Source organism: Marinifilum flexuosum (assembly GCF_003610555.1).
Taxonomy (GTDB): Bacteria; Bacteroidota; Bacteroidia; order Bacteroidales; family Marinifilaceae; genus Marinifilum; species Marinifilum flexuosum.
Map to the genome: position 1 here is coordinate 691,945 of NZ_RAPQ01000009.1, position 15,633 is coordinate 707,577.

General features: G+C 35.3%; 14 protein-coding genes and 5 tRNA genes. 16 read left to right on the forward strand and 3 right to left on the reverse strand.

Features of this window, described 5'->3' with window-relative positions; translation table 11 throughout:
• Positions 1 to 42 precede the first annotated feature (42 nt).
• Genes rfbA through BXY64_RS12840 form a run of 5 tightly spaced genes read left to right on the forward strand, consistent with a single transcriptional unit; the run spans position 43 to position 5,392 of the window.
• Positions 43 to 909 (forward strand): glucose-1-phosphate thymidylyltransferase RfbA, encoded by an 867-nt coding sequence (rfbA, locus tag BXY64_RS12820; protein ID WP_120240383.1) that lies wholly within the window; start codon positions 43 to 45, stop codon positions 907 to 909.
• Between the two features lie 11 nt (positions 910 to 920).
• Positions 921 to 1,481: a dTDP-4-dehydrorhamnose 3,5-epimerase gene (gene rfbC, locus BXY64_RS12825; protein WP_110360815.1), complete on the forward strand. Its 561-nt coding sequence runs from the start codon at positions 921 to 923 to the stop codon at positions 1,479 to 1,481.
• Positions 1,482 to 1,490: 9 nt separating this feature from the next.
• Positions 1,491 to 2,363 (forward strand): dTDP-4-dehydrorhamnose reductase, encoded by an 873-nt coding sequence (gene rfbD, locus BXY64_RS12830; RefSeq protein ID WP_120240384.1) that lies wholly within the window; start codon positions 1,491 to 1,493, stop codon positions 2,361 to 2,363.
• 18 nt (positions 2,364 to 2,381) lie between these two features.
• Positions 2,382 to 4,127 (forward strand): phospho-sugar mutase, encoded by a 1,746-nt coding sequence (locus BXY64_RS12835; RefSeq protein WP_120240385.1) that lies wholly within the window; start codon positions 2,382 to 2,384, stop codon positions 4,125 to 4,127.
• Between the two features lie 44 nt (positions 4,128 to 4,171).
• Positions 4,172 to 5,392, forward strand: a complete 1,221-nt coding sequence (locus tag BXY64_RS12840) for a response regulator (RefSeq protein ID WP_120240386.1) — start codon at positions 4,172 to 4,174, stop codon at positions 5,390 to 5,392.
• Here the strand turns inward: BXY64_RS12840 and BXY64_RS12845 are convergent.
• Entirely contained in the window at positions 5,389 to 6,822 is a 1,434-nt protein-coding gene (locus BXY64_RS12845; protein WP_120240387.1) for an ATP-dependent DNA helicase, read from the reverse strand. The genes BXY64_RS12840 and BXY64_RS12845 overlap by 4 nt on opposite strands.
• An 89-nt stretch (positions 6,823 to 6,911) precedes the next feature.
• On the opposite strand from BXY64_RS12845, the gene BXY64_RS12850 reads away from it, so the two are divergent.
• The 11 genes from BXY64_RS12850 to BXY64_RS12900 all read left to right on the forward strand — a co-directional run bounded on the left by BXY64_RS12850 (position 6,912) and on the right by BXY64_RS12900 (position 13,771).
• Positions 6,912 to 7,553 (forward strand): hypothetical protein, encoded by a 642-nt coding sequence (locus BXY64_RS12850; RefSeq protein ID WP_120240388.1) that lies wholly within the window; start codon positions 6,912 to 6,914, stop codon positions 7,551 to 7,553.
• Between the two features lie 17 nt (positions 7,554 to 7,570).
• Positions 7,571 to 8,419, forward strand: coding sequence for a DUF3822 family protein (locus BXY64_RS12855; RefSeq protein WP_120240389.1), 849 nt, complete (start codon positions 7,571 to 7,573; stop codon positions 8,417 to 8,419).
• Positions 8,410 to 8,946 carry an RsmD family RNA methyltransferase gene (locus BXY64_RS12860; protein WP_120240390.1) on the forward strand — a complete coding sequence of 179 codons (537 nt, stop codon included), beginning with the start codon at positions 8,410 to 8,412 and terminating at the stop codon, positions 8,944 to 8,946. Before BXY64_RS12855 ends, BXY64_RS12860 begins: the two co-directional genes overlap by 10 nt.
• Positions 8,947 to 9,112: 166 nt before the next feature.
• A tRNA-Asp gene (locus tag BXY64_RS12865) sits at positions 9,113 to 9,186 on the forward strand.
• A gap of 77 nt (positions 9,187 to 9,263) precedes the next feature.
• Positions 9,264 to 9,340 (forward strand) — tRNA-Asp (locus BXY64_RS12870).
• A gap of 21 nt (positions 9,341 to 9,361) precedes the next feature.
• Positions 9,362 to 9,435 (forward strand) — tRNA-Asp (locus BXY64_RS12875).
• Between the two features lie 24 nt (positions 9,436 to 9,459).
• Positions 9,460 to 9,536 (forward strand) — tRNA-Asp (locus tag BXY64_RS12880).
• Positions 9,537 to 9,565: 29 nt separating this feature from the next.
• A tRNA-Asp gene (locus BXY64_RS12885) sits at positions 9,566 to 9,639 on the forward strand.
• A gap of 81 nt (positions 9,640 to 9,720) precedes the next feature.
• Positions 9,721 to 9,969 (forward strand): GIY-YIG nuclease family protein, encoded by a 249-nt coding sequence (locus tag BXY64_RS21715; RefSeq protein WP_120240391.1) that lies wholly within the window; start codon positions 9,721 to 9,723, stop codon positions 9,967 to 9,969.
• A 174-nt stretch (positions 9,970 to 10,143) separates the two neighbouring features.
• The gene (locus tag BXY64_RS12895) at positions 10,144 to 10,944 is read left to right on the forward strand and encodes a DUF1338 domain-containing protein (protein ID WP_120240392.1); all 801 of its coding nucleotides are present in this window, start codon (positions 10,144 to 10,146) and stop codon (positions 10,942 to 10,944) included.
• A 274-nt stretch (positions 10,945 to 11,218) separates the two neighbouring features.
• A complete protein-coding gene (locus BXY64_RS12900; RefSeq protein WP_120240393.1) occupies positions 11,219 to 13,771 on the forward strand; it encodes a M1 family metallopeptidase in 2,553 nt (850 codons plus the stop codon).
• A gap of 200 nt (positions 13,772 to 13,971) precedes the next feature.
• Here the strand turns inward: BXY64_RS12900 and BXY64_RS12905 are convergent, their stop codons facing one another.
• Positions 13,972 to 14,415: a DMT family transporter gene (locus BXY64_RS12905; protein WP_170150652.1), complete on the reverse strand. Its 444-nt coding sequence runs from the start codon at positions 14,413 to 14,415 to the stop codon at positions 13,972 to 13,974.
• A gap of 257 nt (positions 14,416 to 14,672) precedes the next feature.
• Positions 14,673 to 15,407 carry a DUF6261 family protein gene (locus BXY64_RS12910; protein WP_120240395.1) on the reverse strand — a complete coding sequence of 245 codons (735 nt, stop codon included), beginning with the start codon at positions 15,405 to 15,407 and terminating at the stop codon, positions 14,673 to 14,675.
• Positions 15,408 to 15,633 lie beyond the last annotated feature (226 nt).

Here is a 15,633-nt window from a genome sequence, read left to right on the forward strand (position 1 = left end):
ATTCCAAGCCAAACACTTACACTGAAATTCAAAATAATATATATGAAAGGAATTATATTAGCCGGAGGATCGGGCACAAGACTTTACCCAATCACAAAAAGTATTTCAAAACAAATTATACCAATTTACGACAAGCCGATGATTTATTATCCATTATCGGTTTTAATGCTTGCCGGCATCAAGGAGATTCTTATCATTTCAACTCCAAAAGATCTCCCTCTTTATAAAAATTTATTTGATGATGGTAGTCAATATGGTCTGGATATTTCTTATGCTGAACAACCATCACCTGATGGATTAGCTCAAGCTTTCATTATTGGCGAAGAGTTTATTGGCGACAGTCCTGTTTGTATGATTCTTGGAGATAACCTTTACTATGGATATGAATTTAGCAAGCAATTGGAAGAATCAGCTAAATTAAATGAAGGTGCGTACGTATTTGGATATCATGTGAATGACCCTGAAAGATATGGTGTTGCTGAATTTGATGAGAATGGTTTGGTAAAAAGCCTGGAAGAAAAACCTGAAAATCCAAAATCGAACTATGCAGTAACCGGTTTGTATTTTTACGATAATACGGTGGTTGAGAAAGCAAAATCATTAAAACCATCGAAACGTGGCGAACTTGAAATTACCGATCTGAACAAAATTTATTTGGAAGAAAATAAACTTAGCTTAAAGGTGTTAGGTCGTGGTATGGCATGGTTAGATACAGGAACGCATGAAAGCATGCTACAAGCTTCGAATTTTATTGCTACTATTGAGCAGCGACAAGGTTTAAAAGTTGCATGTATCGAAGAGATAGCTTATCGCAATGGATTTATCGACAAAGAGCAACTTTTAAAATTAGCTGAGCCATTGCTAAAAAATCAATACGGACAATATTTGGTTCGAATCAGTCAAGAATAACAAACTAAGAAATGGAAATTATTAAAACCGAAATTCCCGATTTATTAATTATACAGCCCAGAGTATTTGAAGATGAAAGAGGGTATTTCTTCGAAAGCTATAACGAAAACGAATTCCTTAAACACAATCTAAACTTGAATTTTATTCAAGACAACGAGTCAAAATCAAGCTATGGTGTAATAAGAGGATTGCATTACCAACTTGCTCCATACTCTCAAACCAAACTGGTTCGCGTAATTGAAGGAAGAGTATTCGATGTGGCCGTTGATTTAAGAGAAGGCTCACCTACATATGGCAAATGGAGAGGCATTGAATTATCAGCTGAAAATAAAGTACAGTTTTTAGTTCCACGAGGTTTTGCTCATGGATTCTCAGTACTAAGCGAAACAGCAACTTTTGTTTATAAGTGTGACAACTTATACAATCCTGAAGCTGAAAGAGGTCTTAATTTTAACGATCCAAGTTTAAATATCGATTGGAGAATAGATCCTGAAAATGCGATAGTTTCACCAAAGGATAAGGTTTTACCAAACTTTAACGATGCTGAAAAGAATTTCAAATTTGGAAAATAATAGTCACCCATGACAAACATTTTAGTAACAGGAAGCAAAGGGCAATTGGGATCTGAGATCAAAGAGTTATCAAAGAATTACCCAAATATCCATTTTGTTTTTACAGATATCGAAGAACTAGATATCACTTCTTTTGCCGACATTGAAAACTTCGTTGCTGGTAAAAAATTTAGTTATCTGATAAACTGTGCTGCCTATACCAATGTAGACGGAGCGGAAGAAAACAAAGAAATGGCAGAGCTATTAAATGCTGAGGCTACAAAGAACCTTGCTACCATTTCAAAGCAAAACAACATTATTCCAATTCACATCTCAACCGACTATGTGTTTTCTGGCAAAGGATTCAAACCTTATAGCGAAGAAGAGCAAACTGAGCCACAAAGTGTTTATGGGGATACCAAATTAAAAGGTGAAAATTACCTTCAGGAAATTTGTCCAAATCATATCACAATTAGAACTTCCTGGTTGTATTCTCCATTCGGGAAAAACTTTTTGAAAACCATGTTGAATCTTGGAAAAGAAAGAGATGAATTGCAAGTTGTCACCGACCAAGTTGGTACACCAACCTATGCATATGATCTAGCCTCATGTATAATGCAAATCATCGAAAGATTGGAAAAAGACAACCTATTCGAAGATTTTGGCATTTACCACTATTCAAATGAAGGTATTTGCAGCTGGTTCGATTTTGCAACCGAAATACAAATTGTTGCCAACAACAATTGCAAAATCAACAGCACTGATAGCGAGAGCTTTAAAACTTTAGCAAAAAGACCTCACTATAGCGTCTTGAATAAATCAAAAATTAAACATATTTTTGAGCTTGATATTCCACACTGGAGGGGAAGGATATCGCATTGTATCAATCGTATAAAAAGTTAACCAAGAAATTTTTCGAAAATGGACAAAACGGAAATTTTAGACAGTGTAATTGAAACAGCCAACAAATGGCTAGAGGGGAATTATGATCAAGCGACAAAAGATGCTGTAAAAGAACTTCTTGATCAGGAAGATAAAACGGCTTTAATAGATTCATTTTATAAAGATTTAGAGTTTGGAACAGGTGGATTAAGAGGAAAAATGGGACCTGGAACCAACCGTATGAATATTTATACTGTAGGTGCTGCAACTCAAGGATTGGCAAACTATTTAAACAAATCATTTCCTGACAAAGAGCAAATTTCGATTTGCATTGGATATGATTGTCGAAACAACAGTAAATTGTTCTCTGATACCGTAGCAAATATCTTTTCAGCTAATGGAATCAAAGCCTACATTTTCGAAGACTTGCGTCCTACTCCAGAAATGTCCTTTGCAATTCGTCATTTGGGATGTCAGTCAGGTGTTATCATCACAGCATCACACAATCCAAAAGAATACAATGGATACAAGGCATATTGGGAAGATGGATCTCAATTGGTGCCTCCACACGATAAAAATGTAATTAACGAAGTAAAGGCAGTAAAGGTAGAAGAAATCAAATTTGAAGGAAATCCTGATTTGATTGAAGTTTTAGGTGCTGAAATGGACAAGCTTTACCTTGATACCGTCAAGACTCTAAGTCTATCACCTGAAGCAATTCAGAACCAAAAAGACTTGAAAATTGTATTTACCCCTTTGCATGGAACAACTGTAAAATTGGTTCCTGATTCATTGGCAAATTACGGTTTCGAAAATGTAATTCACATTCCTGAACAAGATGTTATTGATGGAAACTTCCCTACGGTTTGGTCTGCAAATCCAGAAGAACCAGAAGCATTAAAAATGGCTGTAGATAAAGCTGATGAAGTTGATGCTGATTTGGTAATGGCTTGCGACCCTGATGGAGACAGATTGGGAATTTCGGTTAAAAATGACAAGGGTGAATGGGAAATTATCAACGGTAATCAAACTGCTTTAATTTTCACATATTACTTGATCAAAAGAAGACGTGAGTTAGGGTTACTTACCGGTAATGACTACGTTGTAAAAACCATTGTAACTACAGAATTATTCAAGGATGTAGCAGAAAAAAACAATGTAGAATGTTTCGATGCATACACCGGATTTAAATGGATTGCGGATGTAATGCGCAAAAATCCTGAAAAAAATTATGTAGGAGGTGGTGAGGAATCGTTCGGTTACATGCCAGGAGATTTTACTCGCGACAAAGATGCAGTATCTGCTTGTAGTATTATGGCTGAAATTGCAGCATGGGCAAAAGATCAAGGTAAAAACCTTTTTGACATCCTAAAAGAAATCTATTTAGAGTACGGATTCTCTAAAGAAAAAATGATTTACATCGTTCGTGAAGGTTTACAAGGATCTCAGGAAATTGCACAAATGATGCACGATTACAGGTTTAATACTCCAAAAGAAATTAACGAATCGCCAGTTGTACTAATTAAAGATTACACTACAAGAAAAGCCACAAATCCAATTACCGGAGAGGCTACTGATCTTGATTTTGAAACAACGGCAGATGTTCTTCAAATTTACTTAGAGGATGGATCTAAAATTTCTGTTCGTCCTTCTGGTACTGAACCAAAAATTAAATACTATTTCGAAGTACGTGAAGAATTGCCTTCATTAGAGAATTTCTATGCTACTGAAGAAAAAGCAAATAAAAAAATTGAAAGAATAATAGATTCTTTGAATTTAAACTAATATTTTTAGGGTAGCGTTACTGCTACCCTACACTTATTTTATTTATGGACACCAAGAAAACAATTCTTTCTGTTGACGACTCACCTATCAACAACAAGTTGATCGAGGCATATTTTAGACGTGATTATGAAGTAATATCAAAAGAAAGTGGCCAACAAGCCCTTGCCTGGTTGGAAGATAATATACCTGATGTGATTTTGCTGGATATCATGATGCCCATTATGGATGGAATTGAAGTTCTTGAACGAATTCAAGCAAACGATAGGCTAAAAGAAATTCCCGTAATTATGGTTACGGCGAAAACCGAGATGGAAAGCATTAAAGCTACACTGAACCTTGGAGCTCAAGACTACGTAAAAAAGCCGATCGATTTTACCGAATTACAAACAAAGGTTCTGATTGCATTCCAAATTAATGAGCAAAAACAGGAAATCTCCAAATACAAATCCTATTACGACATTCATCAGGGAATGATTCATGCTCAACGCATTCAACGATCAATTCTTCCCGATGCAGAACATTTTAGAAGATTATATCCTAAATCATTCATCATTAATTTGCCTAAACATGTAGTAGGAGGAGATTTTTATTGGATTCAGCAAAATTTCCACAAAAATAGCATTGGTGTTTTCGATTGCACTGGTCATGGTGTTCCTGCGGCTATGTTAACTGTAATGGGACAAATGGAATTACACACCTTGTCTCAAAACGGCAACGAAATTCAAGCTGAACAGATTTTCCCCTTACTAAGTAGAAAATTTAGTAAGTTATTAAATACATCGGCAGACACATATACTCAATATGATGGAATGGATGGTATTTTCTGTTCTATTTATCCACAAGAACAATTAATTGAATTTGTCGGTGCCAAAAGATCATTGGTTTTAATCAGAGAAAATAATTCTCAACTAATTGTAAACAACGAAGACACAGAGGCCAAATTGAGCAACGAGCAATTCTCTTTGTTTGAAATTGCTGGAGATAGAAACTCCATTGGAAAGGAGTCTGAGTTTGTTGAATTTACAGTCAATAAAATTAAATTTTCATCTGGAGATAGAATATTCTTGTATAGCGATGGAATTACTGATCAGTTGGGTGGAGATCAGCAAAAAAGACTAAAAAGAAAACAGTTTTTTGAAAAATTGCTCGAAATCCAAACCAAATCTATCAATCTTCAGAAATCAGATATATTTACTTGGTTAGAGAAATGGAAAAGTAACAATGAACAAACCGATGATATCCTTGTTGTAGGGATTGAACTTTAAAATTCTGGTTCATCGGGAAAAAATTCCTTCTTAAAGTTTACAAGATACAATTTCTCCGTAGCACGTGTTAAAGCTGTATACAACCATCTGTAGTATTCTCTGTTCAGCAATTCATCAGTCAGATACCCCTGATCAACAAACACTGCTTTCCACTGTCCTCCCTGTGCTTTGTGACATGTTACTGCATAGGCAAACTTAACTTGCAAAGCATTAAAGAATTTATTGTTTCTAACTTTCTCGTAACGTTTTTTCTTGACTCTGATATCCGAATAATCTTCTGCAATGGTGAAAAATAGCTTTTTGCTTTCCTCATATCCCAACGAAGCGGTTTCAATATCTAAAGTATCCAGTAATATCATGGTATCCAACTCCACATCATTGTAATCAGGAAAACGAACAGTGACATCAGCATAACGGTAGCCATACAATTCAATATGCTTGCGAATCTTAACAATCTCAACAATATCTCCATTGGCTATAAAATCCATGTTTTCGATATCATGAGCCCAGAAATAATTATTCTTCACAACCATTAACAAATCACCTGCAGATATTTCTTCTTCACGATACATCACGGTGTTTCTAATCCCCTGATTAAAACGATTTGCCCTTTTATTCGATCTGCTTATTACAATAGTGTCCTCAACACCATACTTATAATGAGCTGAAGACAACTCTTCAATCAGTTCACCTCCTCCTATTTTATGAATATCTGGATAATTCTGAGTACTCAGCACTGGAAATCCTTCTCGCTCGTCATTTAACATGTTTCTTAACTCAGTAGCATTCATCAAAATCCCAGACTCCTCGTTTTGCCTAACCACCTGTCTTAAAGTCAATTCTTCAATATCAAAATGATAACATGCACGCAATTCTTCAGGATCAAGTGCTGGACTAATATCCAATCCAACAGGAGGCAACTGCGCTGAATCACCAATCAATATTAATCTACAATTTTTCCCAGAGTAAACATATTCAATCAAATCATCCAACAAACACCCCGAACCAAAGAAAGATGCTTCTGGCGAATAATTTGAAATCATAGAGGCTTCATCAACAATAAATACAGTGTTGGCATTTAGGTTTCTATCTTTTACAAAAACAGCCTCCGCATCTGCAAGTGATTTTTGTCGGTAAATTTTTTTGTGGATTGTGAAAGCAGGCTTTTTTGCATACTGACTTAACACTTTTGCCGCTCGACCAGTAGGTGCCAACAACACCGATTTTATTTTAAAATCACTCAAAGTTGAAGTTAGCGCACTTACCAAAGTTGTTTTTCCAGTTCCGGCATATCCTTTTAACAAAAATATACTTTGATTTTGAACTCGGGTCACAAAATCCGCTAAACCAACTATAGCCTTAGTTTGATCGCTTGTTGGAGCAAAATTAAGGTGTTCCTCAATCTTCTCAGCCACATGATTTTTTAGCATTTCCGTTAAATTTTATGGATATAAAAATAGCCAAATAGATTTTTTTTTTAAATTTGCAGACAAACTTACACAAACTAATAAGAATAAAAATGAAAAAAGTCTTTCAAATCTTACTTGCCATAGCAATTGTTGCACTAGCTTATTTAAGCTACCAAAGCATTAACAAGCCACTTGAATATGGTAAAATTAAGAAGCAACGTTACGAGAGAATTAAGCAACAATTAAAAGACATTCGTAAAGCGCAAGTTGCCTATAAAGATGTTAATGGTAAGTATACAGGAAGTTTCGATACATTGATCAGTTTTATCAAGACTGATTCAATGCCATTGGTTAAGTCAGAAGGTACTCTAACTGATGAGCAATATGAAGCTGGAATGACTGAGAAAGAAGCTGTAAAGAAAGGTTTCATTATTCGTGATACCATCATGATTTCAGCTCTTGATACTCTTTTTGGAAAAGAATATCCAATCGAAAACTTAAGATTTGTTCCTTTTACTAAAGGCAAACATCAATTTAAAATGGGTGCTGGTGTATTCGTTACTGGTTCTCAGGTTAAAGTACAAGTTTTCGAAGCTAAAGTTTCTAACATGATTATCTTCGAAGATATTTACGAAGAGTACAGCGAAGAAATTAAAGAAGACAACGGAAACCGTATTCGTTTGAACAAATATCCTGGTATGATGGTTGGTTCACTTGAAGAAGCGAACAACAACGCTGGTAACTGGGAGTAAACAAACACAAACTGTTTATGAACGACCTTGTATTTGTTGATTCAACATTTGATAAAGACAAATCGATAGAATATAAATTATCCATCCGAGTTAGCTCGGATGGATTTTCTTTTTCTATACTCAATGCAAATAAGCACTGTGTAGCTCTAGAACGATTTAAAGCATTCAATCGAAACACCGAAGCTGACACATTAAATTCATTTAAAGAATTAATTAGAAACAATGAATTACTCAATTTAGAATACAATTCAGTTGCTGTTCTTTGGGTTTCTAATAAAGCTGTAATCATACCGAATGATTTTTTTAGTGAAAAATTTGCTTTTGAGAGCTACCAACTGTGTCATAATTTAAGTAGTGATACAGAGTTGCATTGGAACGATTTAGATCAATTGAATTCGAAGAATGTTTTTGCTTTGCCTTTGTCTTTTAAAGAGATTCTTATAAAACAATTTTCGACAATAAAATTCTTCCACCACTCTACTCCTTTTTATAAAACTGCCATAAAGGATGAAATTTCTGATAATCACCCTAGTGTTTATGTGAATTTACAAAGGGAATATTTTCATATTATAATTCCTGATAGAAACGGCAAACATTTTATAAATAGCTTCGCTTACAAAGAGGATGCTGACCTTACTTATCACATTTTAAATGTATACAAGCAGCACAAACTCAATAACGAAAGAAGTAAGTTAATAGTTGATGGTTTAGTGCAAGAAGAAAGTAAATCTATTCAGTTGCTAAAAAAATACCTTGCAAATGTTGAGGTAAAACTTTTACCAGCTAAACTTAGAATTAAAAATGAGATTCCACACAAGGAATACAATCAATTCATTAATCTTTTAAATTTAACCGAGTGCGAATAGTTAGTGGAACTCACAAAGGAAGAAGAATAACACCAGATAAAAGCTTTAAAGCTCGCCCTACAACCGATTTTGCAAAAGAGAACTTGTTTAATGTTTTAAATAACATCGTAGACATTGAAGAGTTAAGTGTTCTTGACCTATTTGGCGGCACAGGTGGTATTAGTTATGAATTTGCCTCAAGAGGAGCTGAGAAAGTGATATGCGTTGAATTAAATCACCGCCATTTTGCTTTTATTCAAAAAACAGTTCAGGAGTTGGGATTAGATCAAATTCTTCCGATTAAATCGGATGTTTTTCGTTTTGTGAAATCATGTCGCCAAAAGTTTGATATGATATTTGCAGATCCTCCATTTGATTTAAAAACCTTAAATACCATTCCTGATTTGATATTCGAAAAAGAATTATTGAATGAAAAAGGTACTTTAATAGTTGAGCATGGATCTAAAAATGATTTCTCTTCTCATCCGAATTTCACAGAAAAAAGAACCTACGGAAGTGTTAACTTTAGTTTTTTCGAATACAAATAATCAACCGTTACCAACGAACAAAAAAATAAGCATATTTTTATTAAAGTGTAACACACTCAAAACCGCTATATTACTGAGATTACCCAGTTTTTATCGCAAAAAAAACACCACTAGATATTGCAAGTAAAAAAACTTGCATTATCTTTGCATCGCTATCAAAAAAAACGGTCTGGTAGTTCAGTTGGTTAGAATACATGCCTGTCACGCATGGGGTCGCGAGTTCGAGTCTCGTCCAGACCGCTAAGAAGAGAAAGTTCTTTAAAATATTGAAACAAGAATAATCGAAGTTTAGGATTATTTAAGAACAATACCAATTTGGTCTGGTAGTTCAGTTGGTTAGAATACATGCCTGTCACGCATGGGGTCGCGAGTTCGAGTCTCGTCCAGACCGCCAAAATTTGTTCTTAAAAATTCTGGTCTGGTAGTTCAGTTGGTTAGAATACATGCCTGTCACGCATGGGGTCGCGAGTTCGAGTCTCGTCCAGACCGCTAAAGATTATTCTTGAAAATTTTGGTCTGGTAGTTCAGTTGGTTAGAATACATGCCTGTCACGCATGGGGTCGCGAGTTCGAGTCTCGTCCAGACCGCCAAAATAAATAACGTTATTTAATAACATTTTGGTCCGGTAGTTCAGTTGGTTAGAATACATGCCTGTCACGCATGGGGTCGCGAGTTCGAGTCTCGTCCGGACCGCTGAAAAAAAATAAAGCCTTCGATTCATTTGAGTCGGAGGCTTTTTTGTATCTTCTACTTTCTTAAAATACATTTACCACCATGTACTGCGTATATATTTTACAGAGTCAAATGGATCAATCATACTACATTGGTTACACATCTAACATTGAAAATAGATTGACTTATCACAATCAAGGCAGATCAAGATATACCCGCAAAAAAATACCGTGGTTACTGATGTACTCAGAAAAGTACAATTCCAAAAGAGATGCTTTAATTCGAGAAAAGTTCTTAAAAAAACAAAAAAGCCGAGTGTTCATCGAAGAGCTCATATTCTCTTCTAATTAGAATACATACTGGTCATCCCGAGAATCGGGACGAGTTCGAGTCTCGTCCGGACCGCTGAAAAAAAACAAAGCCTTCGATTCTTTTGAGTTGGAGGCTTTTTTGTTGCACTAAAAAATCTTGTTAGGCGTCGATTTTTATTCGTATCTTAATTAAGTCAAAATAAAAATCACACTTATGCAACAACAACTTTTTAATGATCTTTGGAAAGGATACACAACACAAAATCCTTCTGCACAAGCCATTCATGATCTTTTCTCGAATGAAGGAGAATTAGTCATCAACGATCATGTAGCATTTCGTACTTTTGATGATCCAAGAATGAACATACAAGTTTTAGCCAAGAAATTCCTGAAAGCTGGATACGAATATGTTGGTGAATATAAATTCGAAGACAAGCACCTAAATGCGGTTCACCTGGAACATCCAAGCGAAAAAGCTCCAAGAGTTTTTATATCTGAATTGATTCTATCTGAGTTTTCGGAAGAGTTTCAAAAAATTATTAAAAATAGACTTAATTCCGTAGGTAATGCTTACTATTCAGATCCTGATCTTATATTTAAAGGTAGTGTTTGGAGCAAACCTTCATATGAAACCTACCAAAGGCTAAGAGAAGAATCGGAATACGGAGCCTGGCTATATGTACATGGATTCACTGTAAATCATTTTACTGTTAGCATTAATGCTTTGACAAAGTTTGATACAATAGAAAAGGTAAATCAGTTTTTAAAAGATAATGGATATCCAATGAATACTTCTGGAGGTGAAATTAAAGGCTCTCCTGAGGTTTACCTGCAACAATCTTCAACCCTATCGGATATTATTAAGGTAGAATTTGAGGAAGGTGTTTATGATATTCCTGCATGCTTTTATGAGTTTGCTATTCGTTATCCTGATGATACGGGAGAACTATTCTCTGGCTTTATAGCTGCCAATGCCAACAAAATTTTCGATAGCACAAATTACAGGGAAGCTTAAGCAGATAAAACATCATTCAAAAAGCAAAATTCATGAACTGGATTTTGCTTTTTTTTGTGCAAACCAACAAATGTCACTCTATTTACATTTCGATAATATTAACCTGAGTTCGATTTAAAATATTGTCACAGTTTACACTGGTTTTGAGTAGAAATTTTCTCAAATTTCCGAAGGAATATCGGGATATTTCGAGGTGATTTGAGGAAATTTATGCCAAAAGCAGGTAAATTCTTTGAAAAAATTATCTTTATGCACAAAATCTAACACACCAAAAATGAACAAACAACTAACATTTCTGACCCTCATCTGCCTACTTTTTTCAGCTTGCAATAAGGTGCAACCACTAGCTATTGAATCAGGCGTTGCCAAAAAACTAGCCGATTACAGAAAAGCGAACATTACCAATCTGGAATATCAATTACAGTTCGATATCCCGGAAGAAAAGACAACTCAAATATCTGGAAAGAACAAAATGATTTTTGAATTAAAATCAGTTAACCAGGATTTACAAATTGATTTCCGTGAAGATGCCAGTCTAATAAAGTCTGTAAAGACAAACGGAAACAACTCTGCTTACCGCTTTGAATTGGAACACGTAATCATTCCAAAAGAAGAATTAAAAGTAGGAACTAATGAAATCGAACTTGAATTTATTGCAGGAAATACATCTTTAAATAGAAATGATGAATTCTTGTATACTCTTTTTGTTCCAGATAGAGCAAGAACTGCATTTCCATGTTTCGATCAACCTAACTTGAAAGGAAAATTTCAGCTAAACATGAGCGTTCCATCGCACTGGAAAGCCATGGGTAACGGAAAGCTGGTACAAACAAAAGAGAATGGTAATAGAACCACTTACGAATTTGCCAAAACAAAGCCGCTGCCAACTTACCTATTCTCATTTGTAGCAGGTAAGTTTGAAACCATCACTCGTGAGCACAATGGCAGAAAGCACACAATGTATCATAGAGAGACCGACCCGGAAAAACTAGCAAATAATACCGATGAGATCTTCCGAATGCTATTTGAATCATTGGATTGGCTGGAAGAATATACTGATGTACCCTATCCTTTTGCAAAATATGATATTGTAGTAATTCCATCATTCCAATATGGAGGGATGGAGCATACTGGTGCTACCCTTTATAATGCATCAAGAATGTTTTTAGATAAAAATGCTACTCAAAACCGCCTGTTGGCACGTGCGAATTTAATAGCACACGAAACTGCACATATGTGGTTTGGCGATTTGGTAACAATGAAATGGTTCGATCAGGTTTGGTTGAAAGAGATATTTGCCAATTTCCTTGCTGATAAAATCACCAACCCAAGCTTTAAGGATATGAACCACGATTTAAAATTCCAGATGGCTCATTTCCCAAGTTCATACAGTGTTGACAGAACTACAGGTCCGAATCCTATCAACCAGGTATTGCCTAACCTAAAGGATGCAGGAACCATGTATGGTGCCATTATCTATCACAAATCACCAATTGTGATGAACATGCTGGAAAATATTATTGGAAAAGAATCTTTGAAAAAAGGATTGCAGACCTACATGAAAAACTACGCCTATGACAATGCCAGTTGGGAAGATTTAATTGCCATATTGGATGCTTCAACACCTTTTGATTTGAAACATTGGAGCGAGGTATGGTTCAACAAGGCAGGAAGACCTCATTTAACTACCAATATCAGCTCAAGAAATGGTAAGATTACCGAATTAAAAATGGTTCAAAAAGATGCCAAAGGAAATCCTGGTGATTGGACTCAAGACCTACACTTGATTTTTGGATACAAAAATGAAAGTAAGAGGATCAAAGTAAATATGAATGTTCCTGAAGTTTTTGTTGAGAATGCCAAAGGGATGGATGTACCTGAATATATCATTCCAAATGCCAAAGGCGATGCTTACGGATTTTTCAAACTAGATGAACAAAGCAAACAATACCTTTTGGAAAATCTTGATGGCATTAAAGATGATTTGGTAAGAGGTATTGCTCTAATCAATCTATATGAAAACCTAAGAGAAGGATTTGTAAGTGGAAATGAATTTGTGACAGCAATTGAAAAGCAAATTGCCAAAGAAGAGAATAGCTTGATCCTGGAACGCATGTTATCTTACCTAAAATCAGTATATTGGATAGACCTGACGCCTGATGAGAGAAAGAAAATTGGAAAACAATTAGAAGATACTCTATGGATAAGATTGAGCAATGAAAATGACATGAGTAAAAAATCGAGCTTGTATTCTGCTTTGAGCAGTATTGCCGAAACTCCTGAAAGATTATCTCAGCTGTTCAAAGTTTGGAAAGAAGAAATTGCCATTGGTGGATTTAGCCTTTCGGAAACCAAAGCAACTGCATTGGCATGTAATCTGGCAATTAAAATGCCTAAAAAAGCTAATGAGCTGATCAAAACACAAACAGAAAGAATCCAAAATCCTGATCGTAAAAAGAAAATGCACTTTGTTGCTCCTGCTCTTTCTGCAGATGCTGAAGTTCGTAACAAATTCTTTGAAAGTTTAAAGAAGGAAGAGAACAGGCAAATTGAACGTTGGACTTTGGAAGCTTTGCGATATTTGAATCATCCTTTGAGAGAAACAGAAGCATTAACTTATTTACCTGATGCATTAGAACTTCTTAAAGAAATACAGATTACCGGAGATATTTTCTTCCCTTACAATTGGCTAAGTGTAAGCTATAGCGGCCACCAGTCAAAAAAAGCGGGTGATATCACACGTAAGTTTTTAGAGGAAAGACCTGATTATCCCGAAAATTTAAAACTAAAAATCCTGCAGGCATCGGATGTTGTACTTAAGAAGTAAAAAGTATAAAGGAGAAAGTATAAAAAGTGGCTCTTCCGAATTTGGGAGGGTCATTTTTGTTATAAGCGCAAGAAACATGAAGTTTGTCACTGAGGAACTCAAATCGATTACCAAATTGCTACCCTTATCCCAGAACCTTTTATTGCACCAGAAACCATAAACAGAGATATCGTAATTCCTAATTATTAAATCGTAATTGACTAGAATTTCTGTATCACAAAAACTCCAGCCAATATCAACAACACACCAATCGATCTTCCCCAATTCACTGGCTGAACAGGAACTCCAAACAATCCAAAATGATCGATTACCAAAGAAAACACCAACTGCCCACAAACAATTAATGCAAAGCTTAAGGCTGCTCCCAAACGTGGTACCAAAAAGATTACTGATGATACATACACAGCACCAATAGCTCCTCCTATCCAGGCATGAAAAGGAGCCTCTTTAATGGTTTGCAACAAATTATTCGGTGTTCGCATCCCCAGCACCACAAAAAGCAAAATACTTCCTCCAACAATAAAGTTTACCAAAGCAGCCAATAAAGGAGCTTTCAGGAAAGAACCCAGTTTGGCATTTACACTGGCTTGTATCGGCATTAAACAACCCACCAGCAAAATCAAAATCATCAGGAAATATCTCATAGCTTTTTCTTTTGTTGCAAAAATAATGAATTCTACGAGCTTCCCTCCCTGATTTTTCAATGACCGCCTTTCCTTCAATCTCGAAAGCATATACACCTTTGTATTTTAAATGAAGTTGATATTGATTACACTCATTAATTCCTCGGCTGTAGATGTGGTAATATTGTTCGATTTTCATTGCTTCCAGTGCTTCTAAAATTAAAGACCTGTCAGGTTTTCAAAACATGACAGGTCTTTTAATCAACTAAATTTTAACACTAAGCCTCAGCTTCCTCCTCAGTTTCTTTTTTTCTTTTGAATGCAGCAATTCGATCGCGTACTTTATCATTGATATCAGTAATGATAGTCTCCATTTTGTCGGCAAAGTCCTTGTATTTTTCTGGATTGGCTGCGCTCATAGCCTCTATATATCCGACCAATTCGTTGTTAACAATACTCTTGCACTCAATGGCCAATTTAGATGCGGATTTGGAAGATTTTCGTACCCGCTTTTTATCAAGCCATTCTGAATTCGAATCATCAAATGCTCCTTGCGATTGCTCTAAATTGGTGATCAAAGCAGGCAAATCAGGAATTGAACTTATATCCGTAACCAATTCTGGAGCTTTCAAATCACTCAACATGGCTCTAATTTTAGTACTCTCCAGGGTGTAATTCGCATCAGTAATTTGGATTCCGTAACGATTCAATTCCTCATAAACTCTTAATGCAGCCTCTTGTTCAGAACTTTGACGGCGATTGCACTTGGCCTCTACCTCATAGTATATGGCCCGAACATCAGTATCACGAAGGTCATCTTTTTCTTTTAATTCACTTTGTATACCTGCATCGTTAATTTTATCAATTAACAGATCGGTCCTTCCTGATAGTTTGTCGAAAATTACCGTTAGGTAAGCATCATCAGCAATCGCTTGTTTTTTACTTAAATTTACAACACCTGTACAAGCTTCTGTAGTTTCACTAGTATTGGAACTAGATGTAATCTTTTTCATAACTTAAATGTGTTTTTATTTATAAAGTCAAAAGAAAATTATCAATAATAATCAACACGACCAAATTTATTTTTATTTAAGCATTGATTTTAAGCACTAAAGACACTATTAAAACAACTTCAACCTCAACAAATACGCTATTTTTAGAAACATTTAAAATTAACACATAAAATTTAAAACTACAGAAATCACTAAAATATTCGATCTCAATTAAGCTATACTTCTA

Coding starts and splice junctions, on each gene's coding strand:
- rfbA (WP_120240383.1), top strand. CDS start 43: ATGAAAGGAATTATATTAGCCGGAGGATCGGGCACAAGACTTTACCCA.
- rfbC (WP_110360815.1), top strand. CDS start 921: ATGGAAATTATTAAAACCGAAATTCCCGATTTATTAATTATACAGCCC.
- rfbD (WP_120240384.1), top strand. CDS start 1,491: ATGACAAACATTTTAGTAACAGGAAGCAAAGGGCAATTGGGATCTGAG.
- BXY64_RS12835 (WP_120240385.1), top strand. CDS start 2,382: ATGGACAAAACGGAAATTTTAGACAGTGTAATTGAAACAGCCAACAAA.
- BXY64_RS12840 (WP_120240386.1), top strand. CDS start 4,172: ATGGACACCAAGAAAACAATTCTTTCTGTTGACGACTCACCTATCAAC.
- BXY64_RS12845 (WP_120240387.1), bottom strand. CDS start 6,822: ATGCTAAAAAATCATGTGGCTGAGAAGATTGAGGAACACCTTAATTTT.
- BXY64_RS12850 (WP_120240388.1), top strand. CDS start 6,912: ATGAAAAAAGTCTTTCAAATCTTACTTGCCATAGCAATTGTTGCACTA.
- BXY64_RS12855 (WP_120240389.1), top strand. CDS start 7,571: ATGAACGACCTTGTATTTGTTGATTCAACATTTGATAAAGACAAATCG.
- BXY64_RS21715 (WP_120240391.1), top strand. CDS start 9,721: ATGTACTGCGTATATATTTTACAGAGTCAAATGGATCAATCATACTAC.
- BXY64_RS12895 (WP_120240392.1), top strand. CDS start 10,144: ATGCAACAACAACTTTTTAATGATCTTTGGAAAGGATACACAACACAA.
- BXY64_RS12900 (WP_120240393.1), top strand. CDS start 11,219: ATGAACAAACAACTAACATTTCTGACCCTCATCTGCCTACTTTTTTCA.
- BXY64_RS12905 (WP_170150652.1), bottom strand. CDS start 14,415: ATGAGATATTTCCTGATGATTTTGATTTTGCTGGTGGGTTGTTTAATG.
- BXY64_RS12910 (WP_120240395.1), bottom strand. CDS start 15,407: ATGAAAAAGATTACATCTAGTTCCAATACTAGTGAAACTACAGAAGCT.